Annotated in this window: 14 protein-coding genes and 1 riboswitch; of the genes, 4 read left to right on the top strand and 10 right to left on the bottom strand. The window is 71.0% G+C overall.

The genetic code is table 11. The features are described 5' to 3' along the window. Positions 1-587: 587 nt before the first annotated feature. The gene (locus tag AB0E94_RS10025) at positions 588-1,421 is read right to left on the bottom strand and encodes a hypothetical protein (RefSeq protein WP_360324548.1); all 834 of its coding nucleotides are present in this window, start codon (positions 1,419-1,421) and stop codon (positions 588-590) included. Positions 1,422-1,668: 247 nt separating this feature from the next. On the opposite strand from AB0E94_RS10025, the gene AB0E94_RS10020 reads away from it, so the two are divergent. The 3 genes from AB0E94_RS10020 (at position 1,669) to AB0E94_RS10010 (ending at position 5,827) form a co-directional block, all read left to right on the top strand. Then, entirely contained in the window at positions 1,669-2,865 is a 1,197-nt protein-coding gene (locus tag AB0E94_RS10020; protein WP_360324546.1) for a thiolase family protein, read from the top strand. Continuing rightward, positions 2,862-4,922 (top strand): 3-hydroxyacyl-CoA dehydrogenase NAD-binding domain-containing protein, encoded by a 2,061-nt coding sequence (locus AB0E94_RS10015; protein WP_360324544.1) that lies wholly within the window; start codon positions 2,862-2,864, stop codon positions 4,920-4,922. Before AB0E94_RS10020 ends, AB0E94_RS10015 begins: the two co-directional genes overlap by 4 nt. A gap of 134 nt (positions 4,923-5,056) precedes the next feature. Continuing rightward, positions 5,057-5,827, top strand: coding sequence for a hypothetical protein (locus tag AB0E94_RS10010; protein WP_360324542.1), 771 nt, complete (start codon positions 5,057-5,059; stop codon positions 5,825-5,827). A gap of 58 nt (positions 5,828-5,885) precedes the next feature. Here AB0E94_RS10010 and AB0E94_RS10005 read toward each other — a convergent pair whose 3' ends face one another. From AB0E94_RS10005 to dxs, 7 genes are all read right to left on the bottom strand, one after another. Beyond that, positions 5,886-6,221: a hypothetical protein gene (locus tag AB0E94_RS10005; RefSeq protein WP_360324540.1), complete on the bottom strand. Its 336-nt coding sequence runs from the start codon at positions 6,219-6,221 to the stop codon at positions 5,886-5,888. 121 nt (positions 6,222-6,342) lie between these two features. After that, positions 6,343-7,563, bottom strand: a complete 1,221-nt coding sequence (locus AB0E94_RS10000) for a HAMP domain-containing sensor histidine kinase (protein WP_360324538.1) — start codon at positions 7,561-7,563, stop codon at positions 6,343-6,345. Beyond that, entirely contained in the window at positions 7,560-8,234 is a 675-nt protein-coding gene (locus tag AB0E94_RS09995) for a response regulator transcription factor (RefSeq protein WP_360324536.1), read from the bottom strand. Before AB0E94_RS09995 ends, AB0E94_RS10000 begins: the two co-directional genes overlap by 4 nt. Positions 8,235-8,266: 32 nt before the next feature. Beyond that, positions 8,267-9,571 (bottom strand): hypothetical protein, encoded by a 1,305-nt coding sequence (locus tag AB0E94_RS09990; RefSeq protein WP_360324534.1) that lies wholly within the window; start codon positions 9,569-9,571, stop codon positions 8,267-8,269. A 30-nt stretch (positions 9,572-9,601) separates the two neighbouring features. Next, positions 9,602-10,957: a PQQ-binding-like beta-propeller repeat protein gene (locus tag AB0E94_RS09985; protein ID WP_360324532.1), complete on the bottom strand. Its 1,356-nt coding sequence runs from the start codon at positions 10,955-10,957 to the stop codon at positions 9,602-9,604. Between the two features lie 19 nt (positions 10,958-10,976). Further along, positions 10,977-12,293 (bottom strand): PQQ-binding-like beta-propeller repeat protein, encoded by a 1,317-nt coding sequence (locus AB0E94_RS09980; RefSeq protein WP_360324530.1) that lies wholly within the window; start codon positions 12,291-12,293, stop codon positions 10,977-10,979. A gap of 41 nt (positions 12,294-12,334) precedes the next feature. Further along, on the bottom strand, positions 12,335-14,245 hold the full coding sequence (gene dxs / locus AB0E94_RS09975; RefSeq protein WP_360324528.1) for a 1-deoxy-D-xylulose-5-phosphate synthase: 1,911 nt from the start codon (positions 14,243-14,245) through the stop codon (positions 12,335-12,337). A gap of 143 nt (positions 14,246-14,388) precedes the next feature. Continuing rightward, positions 14,389-14,471: riboswitch (ZMP/ZTP riboswitch) on the top strand. 13 nt (positions 14,472-14,484) lie between these two features. On the opposite strand from dxs, the gene AB0E94_RS09970 reads away from it, so the two are divergent. Continuing rightward, positions 14,485-15,345, top strand: a complete 861-nt coding sequence (locus AB0E94_RS09970; protein WP_360324526.1) for a bifunctional 5,10-methylenetetrahydrofolate dehydrogenase/5,10-methenyltetrahydrofolate cyclohydrolase — start codon at positions 14,485-14,487, stop codon at positions 15,343-15,345. 380 nt (positions 15,346-15,725) lie between these two features. Here the strand turns inward: AB0E94_RS09970 and AB0E94_RS09965 are convergent, their stop codons facing one another. Beyond that, positions 15,726-17,057 carry a TRAM domain-containing protein gene (locus AB0E94_RS09965; RefSeq protein ID WP_360324524.1) on the bottom strand — a complete coding sequence of 444 codons (1,332 nt, stop codon included), beginning with the start codon at positions 17,055-17,057 and terminating at the stop codon, positions 15,726-15,728. Continuing rightward, positions 17,054-19,084, bottom strand: coding sequence for an APC family permease (locus tag AB0E94_RS09960; protein ID WP_360324522.1), 2,031 nt, complete (start codon positions 19,082-19,084; stop codon positions 17,054-17,056). Before AB0E94_RS09960 ends, AB0E94_RS09965 begins: the two co-directional genes overlap by 4 nt. Positions 19,085-19,131 lie beyond the last annotated feature (47 nt).

Raw genomic sequence — 19,131 nt, 5'->3', positions numbered from 1 at the left:
ACCCACGCCCTCATCGCCCTCGCCAAACTCCACCTCGGCGGCTACAACATCGACCTACCAGGCCGCACCTAACCCACACATCCACCCGGAGAGCCGGAAAGTCGTGCAAGATCCGCGGGCGGCGATCCGGAGGCGGCGGAAGCGAAGGCGCTACGACCGAGGAGACGTTGCGACCGAGGCGCTGCCGACAGAAACGTTGCGACCGAGGCACGGCCGACAGAGACGACGCAGCCGAGGAGACGTCGCGGCCGAGACGATACCGGCAGAGACGACGCAGCCGAGGAGACATTGCGGCCGAGACGATACCGGCAGAGACGTCGCAGCCGAGGAGACGTCGCAGCCGAGACGCCGCCGACAAAGACGACGCAGCCGAGGAGACGTTGCGACCAAGGCGCTGCCAACAGAGACGTCGCGACGAAGGAGACGTTGCGGTCGAGGCCTTGCCAGCGGAGACGTTGCCCGCAGACGGGATGCCATCCGCCTGAGGCTGCCCCCTCTCAAGCTGAGGTTGCTGCGCAGAAGACTCCGCAGCGGCACAACCCCGCAAGATCATCGCCGCCAGGACGGCGCGACCTCGCGAGATCGCGTCAGCTCCGGGTTTCGATCTGGGCGCGCAGTTTCGGGAACTCGGCCTTGATCTGCTTGGCCTTCTTGGAGTGCCACATGATCATGCCGATGCTGCCCTCGTCGGCCCAGCTGCAGATGGCCACCGGCACACCGTCACCGTCGGCGTCACCGCACTTGGCGGCGCCGCCGTACTTGCCGGTGGCGGCGTCGGTCAGGTTGGTGACCTCGAGCCCGCCGCCGCCGATGCCGGTGAAGATCCCGCCGAGCGCCACCCCGGGCAGCGGCACCTCGGTCTCGACGGCGACCGCGATGACGATGTTCTCCTTGGCCGGGTCGCCGTAGAACGCTCCGAACGAGTCACCGGCGGTCGGGTCGGAGGCGATCTCGGCCCGGAACTCCTCGGTGATGTCGTCGAACTCCTCGCCGGTGAGCTTGGGGCGCCCGCCGAGCTTGGCCGGCTCGGTGATCTTGATGGTGGCCTTGGGCGCCTGCGTGGTCGGGTCGATCGCGGGCTCGGCGGTGGTCTCGGTGCGCTTGTCACCCGAGGCGTTCACCGCGTCCTCGGCGTCGGAGGCGTTCTTGCCGATCAGGTAGAGCGAGGTGACGACACCGACGCAGAGCACCAGGAAGAGCGCCACGACGCTGATCACGATGGGCGTGTTCTTCGACTTGCGCGGCGGCTGCGGCGGCGGAGGGAAAGCGCCGTACTGCGGGACCGCGCCGTACGGCTGATTGGGGTCGTATGCGGGCGGCGGCGGCGCCGGGTAAGGCCGGGTGGGATCGGGCTGCTGCCCGTAAGGCGGCGGCCCCCAACCGGCGGGGTTGTGCTCACCGTGGTGCGGCGGGTACGTCATCGACGCTCCAGAAATCGTGAAGTCGATGGATCTTATCGGTGCTCACGGGCCTTACACGGTCCCTCGTCCGGTGACTTCACACACCGGTTCGGCTGGTCCTCGATTTTCCGTTCAGTCCTGGTTTGCCGGGTCGATGATGACGTACGGCCCGCGAATGTGACCTTTTCTCGGAGCCCCTGGCCGCTACTAGTTACTGGCGAGTAGCATTGCCGACACATTTGGGTTCACGCCCGCAAGGAGGCTTGCTGTGCCCCGTGAAGTACGCGAGGTCGTCTTCGTCGACGGCGTCCGCACCCCGTTCGGCAAGGCGGGCGGCATGTATGCCGAGACCCGCGCCGACGACCTGGTGATCCGCTGCATGCGCGAACTGCTCAAGCGGAATCCCAACCTCCCGCCCGAGAAGGTGGAGGAGGTCGCGATCGCGGCCACCACCCAGATCGGCGACCAGGGCCTGACGCTCGGCCGTACCGCCGCGCTCCTCTCCGGCCTGCCGAAGACCACCCCCGGCTACTCCGTCGACCGGATGTGCGCGGGCGCCATGACCGCCGTGACCAATGTCGCCGGCGGCATCGCGATGGGCGCGTATGACATCGCCATCGCCGGTGGCGTCGAGCACATGGGCCGGCACCCGATGGGTGAGGGCGTCGACCCCAACCCGCGGATCCTGGCCGAGAAGCTGGTCGACCCGTCCGCCCTGGTGATGGGCTCGACCGCGGAGAACCTGCACGACCGCCTGCCGCACATCACCAAGGAGCGGGCCGACGCGTACGGCCTCAACTCCCAGATCAAGACCGCCAAGGCGTACGCCGATGGCAAGATCCAGCCGGACCTGGTGCCGGTCGCGATCCGCTCGGCCGAGCTGGGCTGGGGTCTGGCCACCGTCGACGAGGCCCCGCGCCAGACGTCGCTGGAGAAGCTGGCCACCCTGAAGACCCCGTTCCGCCCGCACGGCCGGGTCACCGCCGGTAACGCCGCGGGTCTGAACGACGGCGCCACCGCGGCGATCCTGGCCGACGAGGCGACCGCCCGTGAGCTGGGCCTGCCGGTCGCGATGCGGCTGGTGTCCTACGCGTTCGTCGGTGTCGAGCCGGAGGTCATGGGTTACGGCCCGATCCCGTCGACCGAGAAGGCGCTGAAGAAGGCCGGCCTCACCATCGACGACATCGGCCTGTTCGAGCTGAACGAGGCCTTCGCGATCCAGGTGCTCGCCTTCCTCGACCACTACGGCATCGCCGACGACGACCCGCGGGTCAACCCGTGGGGTGGCGCGATCGCCATCGGCCACCCGCTCGCGTCCTCGGCGATCCGCCTGATGACGCAGCTGGCCCGGCAGTTCGCCGAGCGCCCCGACGTGCGCTACGGCATCAACGCCATGTGCATCGGCATCGGCATGGGCGGCACCACCATCTGGGAGAACCCGTACTGGGAAGGCGCGGCCAAGTGATCGAGAACCCGAACGAGGTAGTCACCAAGGCGATCGTCCGCCTGGTGCAGGTGCCGGGGCTGGCCAAGCCGGCGGCGCTGATCACCCTCGACAACGGCTTCGACTACAAGAAGCCGAACAGCTTCGGCCCGGGCGGCCTCAACTCGCTGGACGAGGCGATCACCACGGCCACCGCGGCGGACCCGGCGTTCATCGCGGTGACCGGCAAGCCGTACATCTTCTGTGTCGGCGCCGACATCACCGGCATGCCGCTGATCAACTCCCGTGAGCAGGCGGTGGCGCTCGGCGAGCTGGGCCACCGGGTGTTCGCGCGGCTGCGGAACAGCGAGATCCCGACCTTCGCGTTCATCAACGGCGCGGCCATGGGTGGCGGTCTCGAGGTGGCGCTGCACGCCCACTACCGGACCGTCTCCACCGGCGCGGCGGCCCTGGCGCTGCCCGAGGTCGCGATCGGCCTGATCCCCGGCTGGGGCGGCTCGCAGATCCTGCCGAACCTGATCGGCATCATCAACGCGGCCACGGTCATCCTGCAGAACCCGCTGACCCAGAAGACGCTGCGCCCGAAGCAGGCCAAGGAGTGGGGTGTCGCGGACGCGCTGTTCGAGGCGGCCGACTTCCTGGAGGACTCGCTGGCCTGGGCGGCGAGTGTGGTCAAGGGTGACATCACGGTCGAGCGCCCGGAGATCGAGCGCAAGGACTGGGACGGCGTCCTGGAATTCGCCAAGGCGGTGCTGGACGAGAAGCTGCACGGCGCGGTCCCGTCCGCCAACAAGGCGCTCGAGCTGCTGGCCCTGGCCAAGACCGCGTCCTTCGAGGACGGCACGGCGGCCGAGACCGAGGCCCTCGCCGACCTGATCATGGGCGACGAGGCGCGGGCCAGCCTGTACTCGTTCGACCTGGTGCAGCGCCGGGCCAAGCGCCCGGTCGGCGTGCCGGACAAGTCGCTGGCCCGCAAGGTCACCAAGGTCGGCATCATCGGCGCCGGCCTGATGGCCTCGCAGCTGGCTCTGCTGTTCCTGCGCCGCCTCCAGGTGCCGGTGGTCCTCACCGACCTCGACCAGGAGCGGGTCGACAAGGGCGTGGGCTACGTGCACGCCGAGATCGACAAGCTGGTGTCGAAGCGCCGGATGGACGAGGGCACCGCCGCCAAGCTGCGCCTGCTGGTCAGCGGCTCGGTCGACAAGTCCGTCTTCGCCGACGCCGACTTCGTGATCGAGGCGGTCTTCGAGAACCTCGACCTGAAGAAGCAGATCTGGGCCGAGTTCGAGAAGATCGTCAAGCCTGAGGCGATCCTCGCGACCAACACCAGTTCGCTGTCGATCAGCGAGATGGCGGCCGACCTCGAGCACCCCGAGCGGGTCGTCGGCTTCCACTTCTTCAACCCGGTCGCGGTGCTCCCGCTCCTGGAGATCATCCGGGGCGAGAAGACCGACGACGCCACGCTGGCCACCGCGTTCGAGGTCGGCAAGACCCTGAAGAAGTCGTCGGTGCTGGTCAAGGACGCCCCGGCGTTCGTGGTCAACCGCCTGCTGACCCGGGTCACCAGCGAGATCTTCCAGGCCGTCGACGCGGGCACCCCGCTGGACGTGGTGAACGTGGCGATGGACCCGCTGGGCCTGCCGATGCGCCCGATCGCCCTGCTCCAGCTGGTCGGCCCGGCCGTGGCGTACCACGTGGGCGAGACCCTGCACGCCGCGTTCCCGGACCGGTACGTGGACTCCGCGAACCTCAAGCGGATCGTCGACGCCAAGCTGCCGGTGATGGTCGACAAGGAGATCAACCCCGAGGTCGTGGCGCTCCTCGAGGTCGGCGACGCCCCGCTGACCGCCGACGAGGTACGCCAGAAGGCGCTCGACGGCCTGGCCGAGGAGATCCGGATCATGCTCGACGAGGGTGTGGTCGCGGAGGCGCAGGACATCGACCTGTGCATGATCCTCGGCGCCGGGTACCCGTTCCACCTGGGTGGCGTCACGCCGTACCTGGACCGCAGCGGCACCGCGGAGAAGGTGACCGGCAAGCGGTTCCTGGCCGACGGGGTGGCGAACCTCCGCGCCTGACGCAGATGGTGCACAAATGAGTGCCCCCGCACCTCGGCAAAGGTGCGGGGGCTTCTCGTTTTCACCCGGTCAGCGGTCATCGCGGCGACGGCTTCGCCGGTACGATCCTCCGACACACAAGCTCTGGAGCATCGATGACGTACCCTCCTCACTCCGGTGAGCCCCAATACGGCCAGCAGCCGCCGCCGTACGGCCAGCAGCCGCCCCCGTACGGGCAGCAGCCCCCACCGCAGTTCGGGCAGCAGCCGCCCCCGCAGCAGCCGTTCGGCGCGCCCCCGCCGCCGCCCGGTTTCGGGGGTTTCCCGCCGGCGCCGATGCCGCCTCCGCGCAAGTCGCGGGTCCTGCCGATCGTCCTGATCTCGCTGGGCATCGTCGCGGTCCTCTGCATCGGCGGGTTCACCGCGCTCTACCTGGTCGGCAAGAACGCGGTCGACGACCTCGCGGCGGTCACCATCACCGAGCCGGCGACGCTCGGCGGCCGGCCGAAACTGGAGAGCCAGGAGTTCGCCGCGATCACCGCGGACATGGAGAAGAGCCTGTCCGCCTACCCCGGGGCGGAGAGCTCGTTCGGCGCCATCTACGGCGACCCGAACAAGGAGGACATGGTCGCCGCCCTGGCCACCAAGGCCCTGATCGCGAACCCGCAGAAGGAGCTGGACGCCTCGTTCGACACGTTCGGCAAGGACGCCCCGGTCAGCGGTCTGACCGCGGCCGACACCGGCACGCTGGGCGGGGTCGCGAAGTGCGGCACCAGCTCGGTCTCCGGCATCGACGTGGCGGTCTGCGGCTGGGCCGACGAGGGCAGCGTGGGCATGGTCATGTGGTTCTTCAAGAAGGCCCCGGACGTGCAGGCCGAGTTCCCGAAGGTGCGCGCCGAGATCGAGACGAAGACCAAGACCAACTGATCCCGGGTACGCAGCGGGGCTGCCCCGGACGCACCGGAGCAGCCCCGTCAAGCGTCGATCAGGTGCTGGACAGCGTGTTGAACTTCGAGTACAGGCTGGTGCCGAGCGGGCACTCCCGGGAGGAGATCGACCCGACCTTCTTCCAGGGACCGGTGAACCAGTTCACCCCGGCGATGCCCTTACAGGCGATGGTGATCTGGTGCGAGCCGGTGCCCCCGGTGCACCTGCTGTAGGCCCCGACCTTCACACCGTCCTCGACGATGTCCGGGGTGGAGCACCCCGACGGGAAGGCGAAGGCCGGCGCGGCGGCGATGCCGATGCCGCCGGTGGCGAGCATGGCGACGGTGGCCATCCGAGCCATCGACCGGCTGACCCTGGTGTTCGTGATTCGCATACAACTGTTCCCCTCGTGAATAACGCCGAGGCCCCCATGAGCACGTTGTTAGCGATCACTATACATTCCGATGCCTCGATGCATTGCCCCGTAACGGTGCTGCTTGAAGGCAGGTTTGCTTTCAGTTCCGGGCGCGGGGAACGCTCGCCGACCCGGCCACCACAGGCGTCGTGTCGGCGGCCGGCAGGGTCACCGTGACCTCCAGCCCGCCGCCCTCCTGGGCCACCGCGCGGACCGTGCCGCCGTGCGCGTCACAGACCGCCCGCACGATCGACAGCCCCAACCCCGAACCCCTCGATCCGGTACGTTCCCAGCCGCCCCGCCGGAACGGCTCGAACAGCCCCGGCACGTCGGCCGGCTCGACCTCGTAACCGGTGTTGCCGACGATCAGCATGGCCCGGCCGCCCGACGACTCGGTCCGCAGCCACAGCCGGCCCAGCAGGTGGTTGTAACGGATCGCGTTCTCGATGAGGTTGCCGGCCAGCCGGTCCAGCAGGCTCGGGTCGCCGACCACCGGGGCCGGCCCGAGCTCGGTGGTGACCTCCAGTTTCAGCCGCTCCGCCTCGGCCTTCACCGCGGACAGCGCGTTCTGCACGCTCAGCGACAGGTCGGCGGGCACCTTGCGGACCAGCCGGCGGCCGGACTGCGCCTCCGACCGGGCCAGCACGAGCAGCGCGTCGACCAGGCCGTTGGCCCGCTCCGAGGCGTTGCGGACCACCTTGGCCATCCGCCGGAACTCGGCCACATCGGCCTCGTCGTCGCTGAGCGTCACGTCGATCTCGGTCCGCATCACCGCGAGCGGGGTCCGCAGCTCGTGCGACGCGTTCGCCACGAACCGTTTCTGCGACTCGAACGCGGCCGCCAGCCGATCGAGCATCGCGTCGAACGTGCGGGCCAGCTCGGCCACCTCACCGTCCGCGCCGGAGTACCGGATCCGCTGGTCGAGCGTCTCCTCACCGAGCCGCTGGGCGGTCTGGGTGACGTCCCGCAGCGGGCGCAGCGCCCGGCCGGTCACCGCGTAGGCCAGCGCGATCCCGACGATGCCGACGGCGGCCAGCGCGCTGAACCCCTTGATCAGCAGCTCCCGGGAGGCCTGCGCGACCATGTCGTCCTGCCAGGCCATCGCCTCGACCGAGGTCCCGTCCCGCAGCGTCACCACCGAGCCCTCGCGCAGCTCGTCGACCGGGTGCAGCGACTCGCTGACCAGCAGCCAGGCCAGCAGCACCAGCACCGCACCGGCGCCGACCAGCAGGATCCCGTTGAGCAGGGTGAGCCGCAGCCGCAGCGTGGGCCGCACGTCGAACCGCAGGCCGCGACTACGGAGTCCGGGGTAGACGGTCACGAGGCCACGACCGGCTCGGGCACCCGGTAGCCGGCGCCGACCACGGTCTCGATCAGCGGCGGATCGCCGATCTTCTTGCGCAGCGTGTTGATGGTCACCCGGACCGTCGTGGTGAACGGGTCGGTGTTGGCGTCCCAGACCCGTTCCAGCAGCTCCTCGCTGGACACCACACCGCCCTTGGCCTTGAGCAGCTCCTCGAGGACGCAGAACTCCTTGTTGGTGAGCTCCAGCGTCACCCCACCCCGGGTCGCCACCCGGCGCGACTGGTCCAGCACCAGGTTGCCGACGCTCAGCACCGGCGGCGCGACCGGGGTGGCCCGCCGGCCCAGTGCCTGCACCCGGGCCACCAGCTCCTTGAAGTCGAACGGCTTGGCCAGGTAGTCGTCGGCGCCCAGCTCCAGGCCCTCCACCTTGTCCTCGACCGAGGAGCTGGCGGTCAGCATCAGCACCCGGGTCAGCGCGCCCGACTCGACCAGGGCGGCGCAGATCTCGTCGCCGTGCATGCCCGGCAGGTCCCGGTCGAGCACGACCACGTCGTACCGGGTGACATACGCCATCTCGTGCCCATCGAGGCCGTCGTAGGCGACGTCCACCGCCATCCCCTTGCGGCGCAACCCCCGGACAATGGCGTCGGCCATGTCCCGTTCGTCTTCCACCACCAGCACCCGCACCGCGACCTCCACACTCGTAGGTGCAGGTTACGTCAGAGGCGCCAGATCGCGATCGACGAATCCAGCTGCCGGCAGACCAGCGCGTTCGCCGAGAACTGACAGTCCCCGGCGATCCGTTCGGCCTGCCCGCGGATCCACACCCGGCCGGTCGTGACGTCGAGGATCCCGTACCTGAGGGCGTATCCGACCGCCTGGTGCCGGTAGACCCAGGCGGTGCCGGGTCTCGGGCCGGGACCGCCGCTGACCCACGGCCCGGCAGCCGTGGTCCGTCCGGTTCGCGGGTCCAGCACGGCCAGGACCGGCGCGGTCTGGCTGGCCTGGGAGACCAGCACCCGGCCGTCGATCACCTCGGTCGCGTCGTACCCGTCGACGTTCGCCACCTCGCGGCCGTCGGCCGGGTCGACGACGCTGAGCCCGTTCGGGAAGCTGATCAGGCAGATCATCGGCCCGCAGTCCTGCGGATACCCGCCCTCCGACAGCACCTCCCCGGTCCGCCGCCAGCGTTCGGCCATGGTCACCTCGTCGTAGGCGATCGTCTCCTCAGCGCCGTACCCGGCCACCAGGAGCCCGGCCGTCGCCCAGAGCACGAAGCCCTCACCCGGTGGCCGCGGGAGCCGGGCGGTTGCGGTGACCGCGCCGGTGTGCCCGTCCCGCACCTCGATCAGCCCGTCGTCGCGCACCGAGAAGAGCCGCGCCGGGTAACCCTCCCAGTAGGCGCCGGTCGACAGCGTCACCTGGCCGCTGCTGCCCGGCTGGTCGAGCGACCAGCGCACGGCCCCGGTCCGCGAGTCGAGGGCACGCCAGATCGACCGGTCCGGTTCGGCGTCGTCCTCGATCAGCACCAGGCCGGTGTCCTGATCGATGCCGTACAGCGATGCCGGCCGCTCCCACAGCGGCTCGCCGCCACCCACACGTGACGCCAGCAGGCCGGACCGGGCCAGCTGCATGTCGTTGTAGGCCACGAGCAGCACGTCGTCACCGATGGCGGAGAAGGTGTAGATGTCCCCGGGCACGGTGGCCCGGAATTCGCCGAGCGGCGTCACCTCGGGCAGCTGGTAGGTCCGGATGACGTAGGTCCGCATCACCGTGCCGATCGGCCCGGCCAGCCCGGCGACGTAGAGCCGGTCGCCGGCGACCTGGAACCGGTCACCCAGTTCGATCGGGAGGACCACCGGGCCGGACGACGGCGGCGGTGGTCCGGCGCCGCCGAGCAGCGCGGCGAGCACGACCGCCAGAAGACCGAGGATCCAGCGGTACGACGGCAGCGGCGGCCGTGGCAGCGCGGACGCCGGTTCCCCGGACGGCACCTCGCCGAGATCGATCAGGGCATCCCGCAACTACCGCCCCCATGTGCACCGGTGCCGGACTCAGATCCGGTAGGCCCAGACCCGCAGACCCCGGACATCCCGACAGACTACGTATCGATCGTCGCCCCCGCAGTCCCCGCCCAGCCCGTCGGCCGTCCCGAGGTACCGCACCTCGGTGGCCCCGGGCAGCACCGCCCCGAACGCCCGGCCGCCGTCCTTCTCGGCCCGCCACAGCAGCAGGGCGTGCGTGTCGAAGCCCTCCACCTCGCCGGTCCAGCCGGACAGGTCGGCGCGGGGCGCCCCGGTCCGGGCGTCGACGAGCCTCTCCGGCCCGTCCGGGTCCGGGCCGCTCATCAGCACCGAACCGGTCCGGGACGCCAGCTCGGCGGTGGCCGGCGCCGACCAGAGGGCCCGGCCGGTCCGCCGGTCCAGCACGCTGACCTCGCGGTCGCCGCCGGTGCAGAGCAAACCCGCGCAGTTGTCCGGTTCCCCTTCGGTGTGCAGGTCACGGGTCCAGAGCCGGTCCAGGGTCCGTACGTCGTACCCCACCTGGAGCCCGGCCTCCGGATAGCCGATCAGGGCCACGTCGTCGAGCACGTCGCTGGTGCCCGGCCCGGCGCCGGCCTCCTCGGGCAGCCCGGTCTCGCGCAGCACCGCACCGGTCCGGGCGTCGCGCAGGCTCAGCCGGTCGGAGGCGGTGATCAGGACGGCCGGCGGGCCGTCACCGGGGGCCGCCTCGGCGGTCACCGAGCCACCGGGCGTGGCGGTCCACAGCACCTCGCCGGTGGCCAGGTCGAGGCCGCGCACCTCGGTCCGGACCGGCGGCTCCACATGCGGCTGCCCGTCGGCCGAGAAGTAGAGCATCCCCGGGTCGCCGGACTCCTGGTCGTAGAGGGTGCCGGGCCGGAAGATCCGGTCGGTGAGAACGGCCAGGCCACCCGGCACCGGGGTGATCCGGTTCGGGGTGGTCCACCGGATCGCCCCGGTGTCCGGATCGAGGATCGTGCTGGACAGTCCGGCGCCGACCAGCAGCAGGCCGCCGATCCGCTGCACCCGGATCGGCCCGAACACGCCCTTCGCCGGGTCGAAGGTGGCGCTGATCGGCACCTCGGCGCTCCACAGCCGGTGCGGGGACGGCTGCGGGTCCCACGCGGTGAGGGTGCGGCTCTGCCCGGCGAGCACGATGGTGAACACCCGGCCGCCGGCGATCTGGATCGTGGACTCGGCGCCGGCCGGTGCCGGGATCAGCCCGAGCGGCCGCCAGAAGGTGCCGCCGGCCGGGGACGCGCCGGCCGCGGCCAGCAGCAGGAGCACCGCCACGGCCAGGCCGAGATGCCGGTAACGCCACGGGGGCGGGGCGCCGCGCCCGGCGAGCCGATCGGGTGGGGCGTCCAGATCCAGCTCGATCAGCGCCACGCCACAACCTTCCCGAGGATCACGCCGGCTCGGCCCGGTAGGCCCAGACGACCAGTTCGCCGTACATCGACCGGCAGATCAGCCGCTGCGCGGCGGACTGGCACTCCCCGGTGCCGGCGGGCAGCTCGGCGAGCACCCGTGGCCGGGACAGGCGCGGGGCCGCGACCGCGACCATGGTACGCGGATCCGCCCCGATCTCCCGGATGACCAGCACCTCCCCGTCGGCGGTGGCCCCGCCGAGCGGCCGCCAGCCGGTCAGGTCGACCAGCACCCGGCCGGTCATCGGGTCGACCAGCCCGGTCGGCGACGCCGGGCCGTCCGCGTAGGCGATCAGCCGCCGCCCGATCGTCTCGATCGACCGCCAGCCGGGCCGGTGCCAGCGCAGGTCGCCGGTCGCCGGGTCGATGGCCCGCACCCCGTCCAGGCCGATCAGGCAGGCCAGCGGGCCGCACGCCTGCACCTCGCGGGTGGTGCCGGCCGGTTCGGTCCACAGCGGCCGCAGCGTCGCCGGGTCGAAGGCGGACACCTCGATGCCGGACGGCCCCGGGTGCCGCAGCAGGATCACTCCCCCGGCCACCAGCGGATTGTCCGGGTCGTAGTTGGCGGCCGGCACCGTCCGCTGCGCGAGCAGGGCACCGGTCCGTCCGTCGTACAGCAGGGCGGTCAGGTCGTCGCGGACCATCAGCATGCGGGCCGCCCCGCCGCCCTGGCCGGGCACCGCCAGCAGGACCGCGGTCGACGGCACGTCGACCCGCCAGCGGGTCTGCCCGGTCTCCGGGTCGAGCGCCACGACGGCCCGTTCCACCCGGCGGCCGGTGCCCGACGACTGGCTGCGCACGCCCTCGACCGAGAACACCAGCCCGGTGCCGTCGAAACCGATCACACTGCGGGTGTTGTGCCATCGCTGGTCGCCTGTCGCCAGAGAGACCGCGGTGGTGCCCGGCTCGGTGCTGCCGGCCCCCCACGGGCGCAGCAGCAGGAGCCCGTCGCCGGACCGCAGCCGGTAGACCGGGACCTTCTGGTCGACCCGCCACTGGAGGTCGCCGGTCGCCAGGTCGTAGGAGGCGAGCACACCGACCGACTGGACCACCAGCTGGCCGGTGCCGGTCACCAGGTACGGGTCGCCGGATCCGATCTCGACCCGGGTCAGCGCGCCCAGCAGCGGGGGCGGCGGCGGGCCGGACGCGGTGAGCGAGAAGAGGACCATCGCCAGGACCACGGCCGGCACCAGCCAGGACGGCATCGTGCGCCGCCCCGGCCGGTCGTACGTGATCGGCTCACCCCGGTCGTAGCCGAGGTCGATGACCATCGGCCCGCTGACGGTGTCCGCACCCATCCGCCAACGGTAACTTTTCAGTAACGAAGTTGCCCAGTCCCTCAGACCCGGATGTCAGGCTCCGCGAGACGGGACACGAAACCGACCACCTCACGGGCCACGTCCTGCGACGTCAGGCCCAGTGCGGAGAGGATCTCGGCACGGGTGCCGTGCGGATGGAAGCCCACCGGCACACCGAAGTCACGCAGCGGCGTGTCCACCCCCGCGTCCCGCAGGGCGCTCGCCACCGCGTCACCGACCCCGCCGGCCCGCACACCGTCCTCCAGCGTCACGACCGCCCGGTGCTGGGCGGCCAGGCCGGTCAGCTCGATCGGCACGGGACGGACCCAGCGCGGGTCGACGACGGTCACCCCGTACCCCTGCTCGGTGATCTTCTCCGCCGCCTCCAGGGCGAGGCCGGCGAACGAGCCCACCGCGACCAGCAGGATGTCCTGCCGCTCGCCCTCGCGGAGCACGTCGATCTGGCCGACCCGGCGGATCGCCGGGGTCTCCGGCGCGACCGCGCCGGTCGGGAAGCGCACGATCGTCGGACCGTCCTCGACCGCGACCGCCTCGCGCAACTCCTCCCGCAGCGTCGCCGCGTCGCGCGGCGCGGCGATCCGCAGCCCCGGCACCACACCGAAGACGCTCATGTCCCACATGCCGTAGTGGCTCGGCCCGTCCGGCCCGGTGATCCCGGCCCGGTCCAGCACGAACGTCACCGGCAGGCGGTGCATCGCCACGTCCAGCAGGACCTGGTCGAAAGCCCGGTTCAGGAAGGTGGCGTAGACCGCGACCACCGGATGCAGCCCGCCCATCGCGAGACCGGCGGCCGAGGTCGCCGCGTGCTGCTCGGCGATGCCCACGTCGTAGGTGCGCTCCGGATATTTCCGGGCCAGCTCGGCGATGCCGGTCGGCTCGGCCATCGCGGCCGTGATCCCCACCACGTCGAGCCGCTCGTCGGCGATCCGGACCAGCTCGTCGGCGAAGACCGCGGTCCACTTCAGCGACGGCTTGGCGGTCAGCGCGCCGGTCTGCGGATCGAACGCGCCCGGACCGTGCAGACAGTCCGCCTCGTCCTGCTCGGCCGGCCGGTAGCCGTAGCCCTTACGCGTCACCGCGTGCACGATGACCGGCGCGTTGAAGCCCTTGGCCCGCCGCAGCGCCGACTCCATGGCCTGCTGGTCGTGACCGTCGACCGGCCCGATGTACTTCAGGCCCAGGTCCTCGAACATCGGCTGCGGGCTGACCGCGTCCTTGATGCCCTTCTTGACCGCGTGCAACACCTCGAAGACCGGCTTGCCCACCACCGGCGTCTGGCCCAGCGCGTCCTTGACCAGGTCGAGCACCTTCTCGTAACCCGGGTTGAGGCGCAGCGTGGACAGGTGGTCGGCGAGGCCGCCGATGGTCGGCGCGTAGGAGCGGCCGTTGTCGTTGACCACGATCACCAGACGGTTGCGCGTGGCGGCGATGTTGTTGAGCGCCTCCCAGCACATGCCGCCGGTCAGCGCGCCGTCACCGACCACCGCGACCACGTGCCGGTCCTCACCGCGCAGCGCGAACGCCTTGGCCAGACCGTCGGCGTAGGACAGCGCGGTCGAGGCGTGCGAATTCTCGATCAGGTCGTGCTCGCTCTCCGCCTGGCTCGGGTAGCCGGTGAGGCCACCCCGCTGGCGGAGCAGGTCGAAACCGTCCTGACGGCCGGTCACGATCTTGTGGACATACGACTGGTGGCCGGTGTCGAAGAGGATCTTGTCGCGTGGGGAGTCGAAGACCCGGTGCATGGCCAGGGTCATCTCGACCACACCCAGGTTCGGCCCGAGGTGGCCCCCGGTCCGTGACACCTTGGCGACGAGGAAGTCACGGATCTCGGCCGCGAGCAGGGTCAGCTGCTCCGCGGTCAGTCGCTTCAGATCACCCGGAGTGGTGATGCTGGTCAGCAGGCCGGCCGGGGTCGAGGGGGAGTCGCTCATGGAGGAAGAGTCTATCCAAGGGGCGCCCGCACGCGACTTGAGCGAACGGACCGTCACCATTCCTCCACACAATCGCGACCTCCCCCGACCGGTGTACAGCCGCACCCCGGGTGGGCAGCGGGCGGAGCCGTCCGGCATCCTGGAGGGAACGCAGCGACTGGCGGCACAGGGATGGTCGAACCATCGGGGAGCTCGTCACGAGGAGTCGACCGCCTGGGCTCCCGGCTGAGGAGTCACACATGTCCACTGCTCGTCTCCTGCCCGGCGCTCCGGTCGCCGAGGCGGTCCTCGACGACGTCAAGGCCCGGGTCGCCAAGCTGAAGGACCGCGGCATCCGGCCCAGCCTCGCCACCATCCTGGTCGGCGACGACGACGCCTCCGCCGGCTACATCCGGATCAAGCAGAAGCAGGCCGCCGAGCTCGGCTTCGAGTCCCCGCACGAGCACCTCAGCGGCGACGTCACCCAGGCCGACCTGCTCAAGGTCATCTCCGGGTACAACGACGACAAGGATGTGCACGGCGTCCTCATCCAGTACCCGATCCCGGCCCACCTGGACTACGACGCGGCCCTGCAGACCCTCGACCCCGACAAGGACGTCGACGGCATGCACCCGCTCAACATGGGCCGGCTCGCCGTCGGCCTGCCCGGCCCGCTCCCCTGCACCCCGGCCGGCATCGAGGCGCTGCTCGCCTTCCACGGCGTCGAGGTCTCCGGCCGTGAGGTGGTCATCCTCGGCCGTGGCGCCACCCTCGGCCGCCCGCTCGCCATGCTCCTCGCCCAGAAACGGCCCACCGCCAACGCCGCGGTCACCGTCGTGCACACCGGCGTCAAGGACTGGCCGCGCTACGCCCAGCGCGCCGACATCCTGATCGCCGCCGTCGGTGTCCCCGGCATCGTCAAGCCCGAGCACGTCAAGCCGGGTTCGGTCGTGATCGGCGCCGGCGTCCGCTACGAGGGCCGCCGCCTGCTGCCCGACGTCGAGGAGTCCTGCGCCGAGGTCGCCGGAGCCATCACCCCACGGGTCGGCGGCGTAGGCCCGACGACGGTCGCGATGCTCTTCCGCAACGCGGTGGCCGCCGCCGAAAGAGCCAACCCCTGATCCGGTACGCCCCAGGCGCCCCCACCCGCATCCCACGCAGCCCCGACCGTGCCCCGCGGCGGGGCTGCCCGCTCAAGGCCTCCAACGCGCCCGCCGGGCTGAAGCGACCCAAGACCACCAGCCGTCGCTGACAACGGTAAACCCACACCCGAAACCACCGTGAACGACGGCCCAGACCGCCAGCCGTCGCCCACCACCGCAAAACCACACCCGAAACCACCGTGAACGACGGCCGGGGCCGCCAGAGACCACCAGCCGTCGCTCACGACGGCAAAACCACACCCGAAACCGCCGTCAGCGACGGCCGGGACCGCCAGCCGTCGCTCACGACGGCAAAACGCGACGCGAAAGCGTCGTCAGCGACGGCTGGCGGTCTGGGGTCAGGTGGGGAGCAGGTGGGCTACGCACTCCACGTGCTGGGTCATCGGGAAGCAGTCGAACGCTCGCAGCTTCTCCAGGCGCCAGCCCAGGGAGGCGAACGTCTTCAGGTCACGGGCCAGGGCCGCCGGGTCGCACGCCACGTAGGCGATCGCCCGTGGGCGGGCGGCGGCCAGGGAACGGACCACCCGGGCGCCGGCGCCGGCCCGTGGCGGGTCGAGCACGACCAGGTCGACCGGTCCGGCCACCCGTCGCCGGGCCAGCGCCACGTCGACCCGGGCCTCGACGATGTCGGCCTGCGGGCGGCCGTCCGAACCGATCAGGCCGGCGAGGTTGGCGCGGGCCGCGGCCACCCCGGTCGGGGACGACTCGACGACGGTGACCCGGCCGCCGGTGCGTTCGGCCAGGGCGGCGGCGAACAGCCCGGCACCGCCGTAGAGGTCCCAGACGGTCTCGCCGACGGCCGGCCGCAGCATCTCCAGCACGGCGTTGACCAGGGTGTCCGCGGCTGACGGGTGGACCTGCCAGAAGCCCTGCGGCGGGATCCGCCACGCGCGGCCGGCGGCGAGCTCGATCACTTCGGCCGGGCCGGAGAGCCGGAACAGCGCGCCGCCTTCCGGGGCTTCGGTGAGGTCGTCGCCGGCGGCCGGGCCGGCTGATCCGGACGGGCGGCCGAGGACCGCCACGTCGCCGCCGGTGGATGCGATCGCCTGGAGGGCGTCGACGTTGGGCCAGTCGTTGGCGAGCACGTCGAGATTCTGGATCGCCGGGTGGGCGATCCGGCAGCGGTCGATCGGCACGACCTGGTGCGACCGGTGCTGGAGCAGTCCGGGGCGGCCGGCGGCGTCGATCGCGTACCTGATCCGGCTGCGCCATCCGAGGAGCTGACCCGGGTCGTCACCCGGGCGGTCCAAGGGTGGCGGCAGGGCTTCCACCCGTACCAGATGATCGGGGTCGAGGCCGGCCAGCCGGACCAGCTGTTCCCGGACCACCTCGGTCTTCCACCGCAGTTGTGCCTCGCCGGAGGCGTGCTGGAGGTCGCAGCCGCCGCAACCGCCGGGGCGGGCGTGCGGGCAGGGTGGGGTGACCCGGTCCGGGGAGGCCTCGTGGATCTCCACGGCATCGGCCCGGAGGTAGCCGCGATGGATCTCGGTGATCTCGGCGGTGACGCGTTCGCCGGGCAGCGCGTGCCGGACGAAGACGACCCGGCCGTGCGGGCCGCCGATCCGGGCGACGCAGTGGCCGCCGTGCGCGGGCGCGCCGACGACGACCTCGACCCGGTCGCCTTCGATGAGATCGGCGTCGGCCGAAAAAGACGAAGGGGCGAGGCTCACGACCGGTCACCGTCCTCGGATTCGAGGCCGCCCTGGACGCGGGGGCCACGGGCGGGCGCCTGGCTGAGCACCCGGTCGAGCTTGTCGAGGTTGCGGTCCTGGCTGGAGCGCAGCTGCCAGGGCACGCTGACCACCATCACACCCTGTTCGAAGAGCAGCCGGCCCTTGATCCGCAGGGCGCTCTGGTTGTGCAGCAGGTTCTCCCACCAGCGGCCGACCACGTACTCGGGGACGAAGACGGTCACCACGTCGCGCGGTGAGGCACGGCGGGTGTTCTTCACGAAGTCGATGATCGGTTTGGTGATCTCCCGGTACGGCGAGTCGACCACCGTGAGCGGCACGGGCAGCTGCCGGCGCTCCCATTCGGCCTGGATGCCGCGGGTGTCGTTGTCGTCGACGTTCACGGTGACCGCGGTGAGCGTGTCCGGCCGGGTCGCCTGCGCGTAGGCGATCGCCCGCAGGGTCGGCTGGTGAACTTTGCTGACCAGCACGATCGCGTGGTTGCGGGAGGGCAGGACGGGCCGCTCGTCGGTCGGTTTGAGCTCTTCGGCGACGCGGGTGTAGTGCCTGTGGATGGCCACCATCAGACCGTAGATGACGATCATGGCGGCGATCGCGATCCACGCGCCGAGCAGGAACTTCGTGATCAGCACGACGATCAGGACGGCGCCGGTGAGGACCATGCCGAAGGTGTTGATCGCCCGGGAGCGGACCATCCGGCGGCGGCGTTGCGGGTCGCGCTGGGTACGCAACAGCCGGTTCCAGTGCCTGATCATGCCGAGCTGGGAGAGCGTGAACGACACGAACACGCCCACGATGTAGAGCTGGATGAGCCGGGTGACCTCGGCCTCGAAGGCCACGATCAGCACGATCGCGGCGACCGCGAGGAAGAGGATGCCGTTGCTGAACGCCAGCCGGTCGCCGCGGGTGTGCAGCTGCCGGGGCAGGTACCGGTCCTGGGCGAGGATCGAGCCGAGCACCGGGAAGCCGTTGAAGGCGGTGTTCGCGGCCAGGAACAGGATCAGGGCGGTGACCGCGCCGACCAGGTAGAGCAGGATCGACCCGCTGCCGAAGACGGTCTCGGCGAGCTGGGTGGTGACGGTCTTCTGGACGTATCCCTCGGAGACCGCGTTCGGGATGATCTGGAGGGTCGGGTTCTCCACGAACTTCAGGTGGGTCGCCTGGGCCAGCAGGATGATGCCGTAGAGCATCACGATCGACAGGCCGCCGAGCAGCAGCAGGGTGGTCGCCGCGTTCTTGCTCTTCGGCTTCTTGAAGGCGGGCACCCCGTTGGAGATCGCCTCGACGCCGGTGAGCGCCGCACAGCCCGACGAGAACGTCCGCAACAGCAGGAACGCGAAGGCGATCTGGGTGAAGTGGTCCTCCTCGGCCACGATCGTCAGGTCCGCGCTGGGCGCCCGCAGATCGTCGCCGAGGATGAAGACCCGGACCAGCCCGGTGAGGATCATCCCGACGATCACGACGATGAAGAGATAGGTGGGTACGGCGAACGCCGCCCCCGACTCCCGGAGCCCGCGCAGGTTGAGCGCGCTGAGCAGCACGATCGCGATGATCGCGATGATCACCTTGTGCTCGGCCACCCAGGGGACCACCGAGCCGAGGTTGCTGACCCCGGACGAGATCGACACCGCGACCGTGAGGATGTAGTCGACCAGCAGCGCGCTGGCCACACCGAGCCCGGCCTTGGGCCCGAGGTTGACCGTGGCCACCTCGTAGTCGCCGCCGCCGGACGGGTAGGCGTGCACGTTCTGCCGGTAACTGGCGACCACCGTCACCATGACCACCGCCACCGCGAGCGTCACCCAGGGCGAATACATGTAGGCGGCCGCGCCGGCGATCGAGAGGGTCAACAGGATCTCGTCGGGCGCGTACGCCACGCTGGAGAGCGCGTCGCTCGCGAAGACGGGCAGGGCGATCCGCTTGGGCAGCAGCGTGTGCTGAAGCTTGTCCGAGCGGAACGGCCTGCCCAGGAGCAGCCGTTTGGCTAGAGAGGTGGTACTTGCCACGAGTGCCAAGCGTACGGGCGGACCTTTCGGCGTGTGGTCCGCCCCGG

Source organism: Actinoplanes sp. NPDC026670, assembly GCF_040638175.1.
Taxonomy (GTDB): domain Bacteria; phylum Actinomycetota; class Actinomycetes; order Mycobacteriales; family Micromonosporaceae; genus Actinoplanes.
Note: the sequence above shows the minus strand (reverse complement) of the source record. Positions and strands in the feature narration are given on the sequence as shown.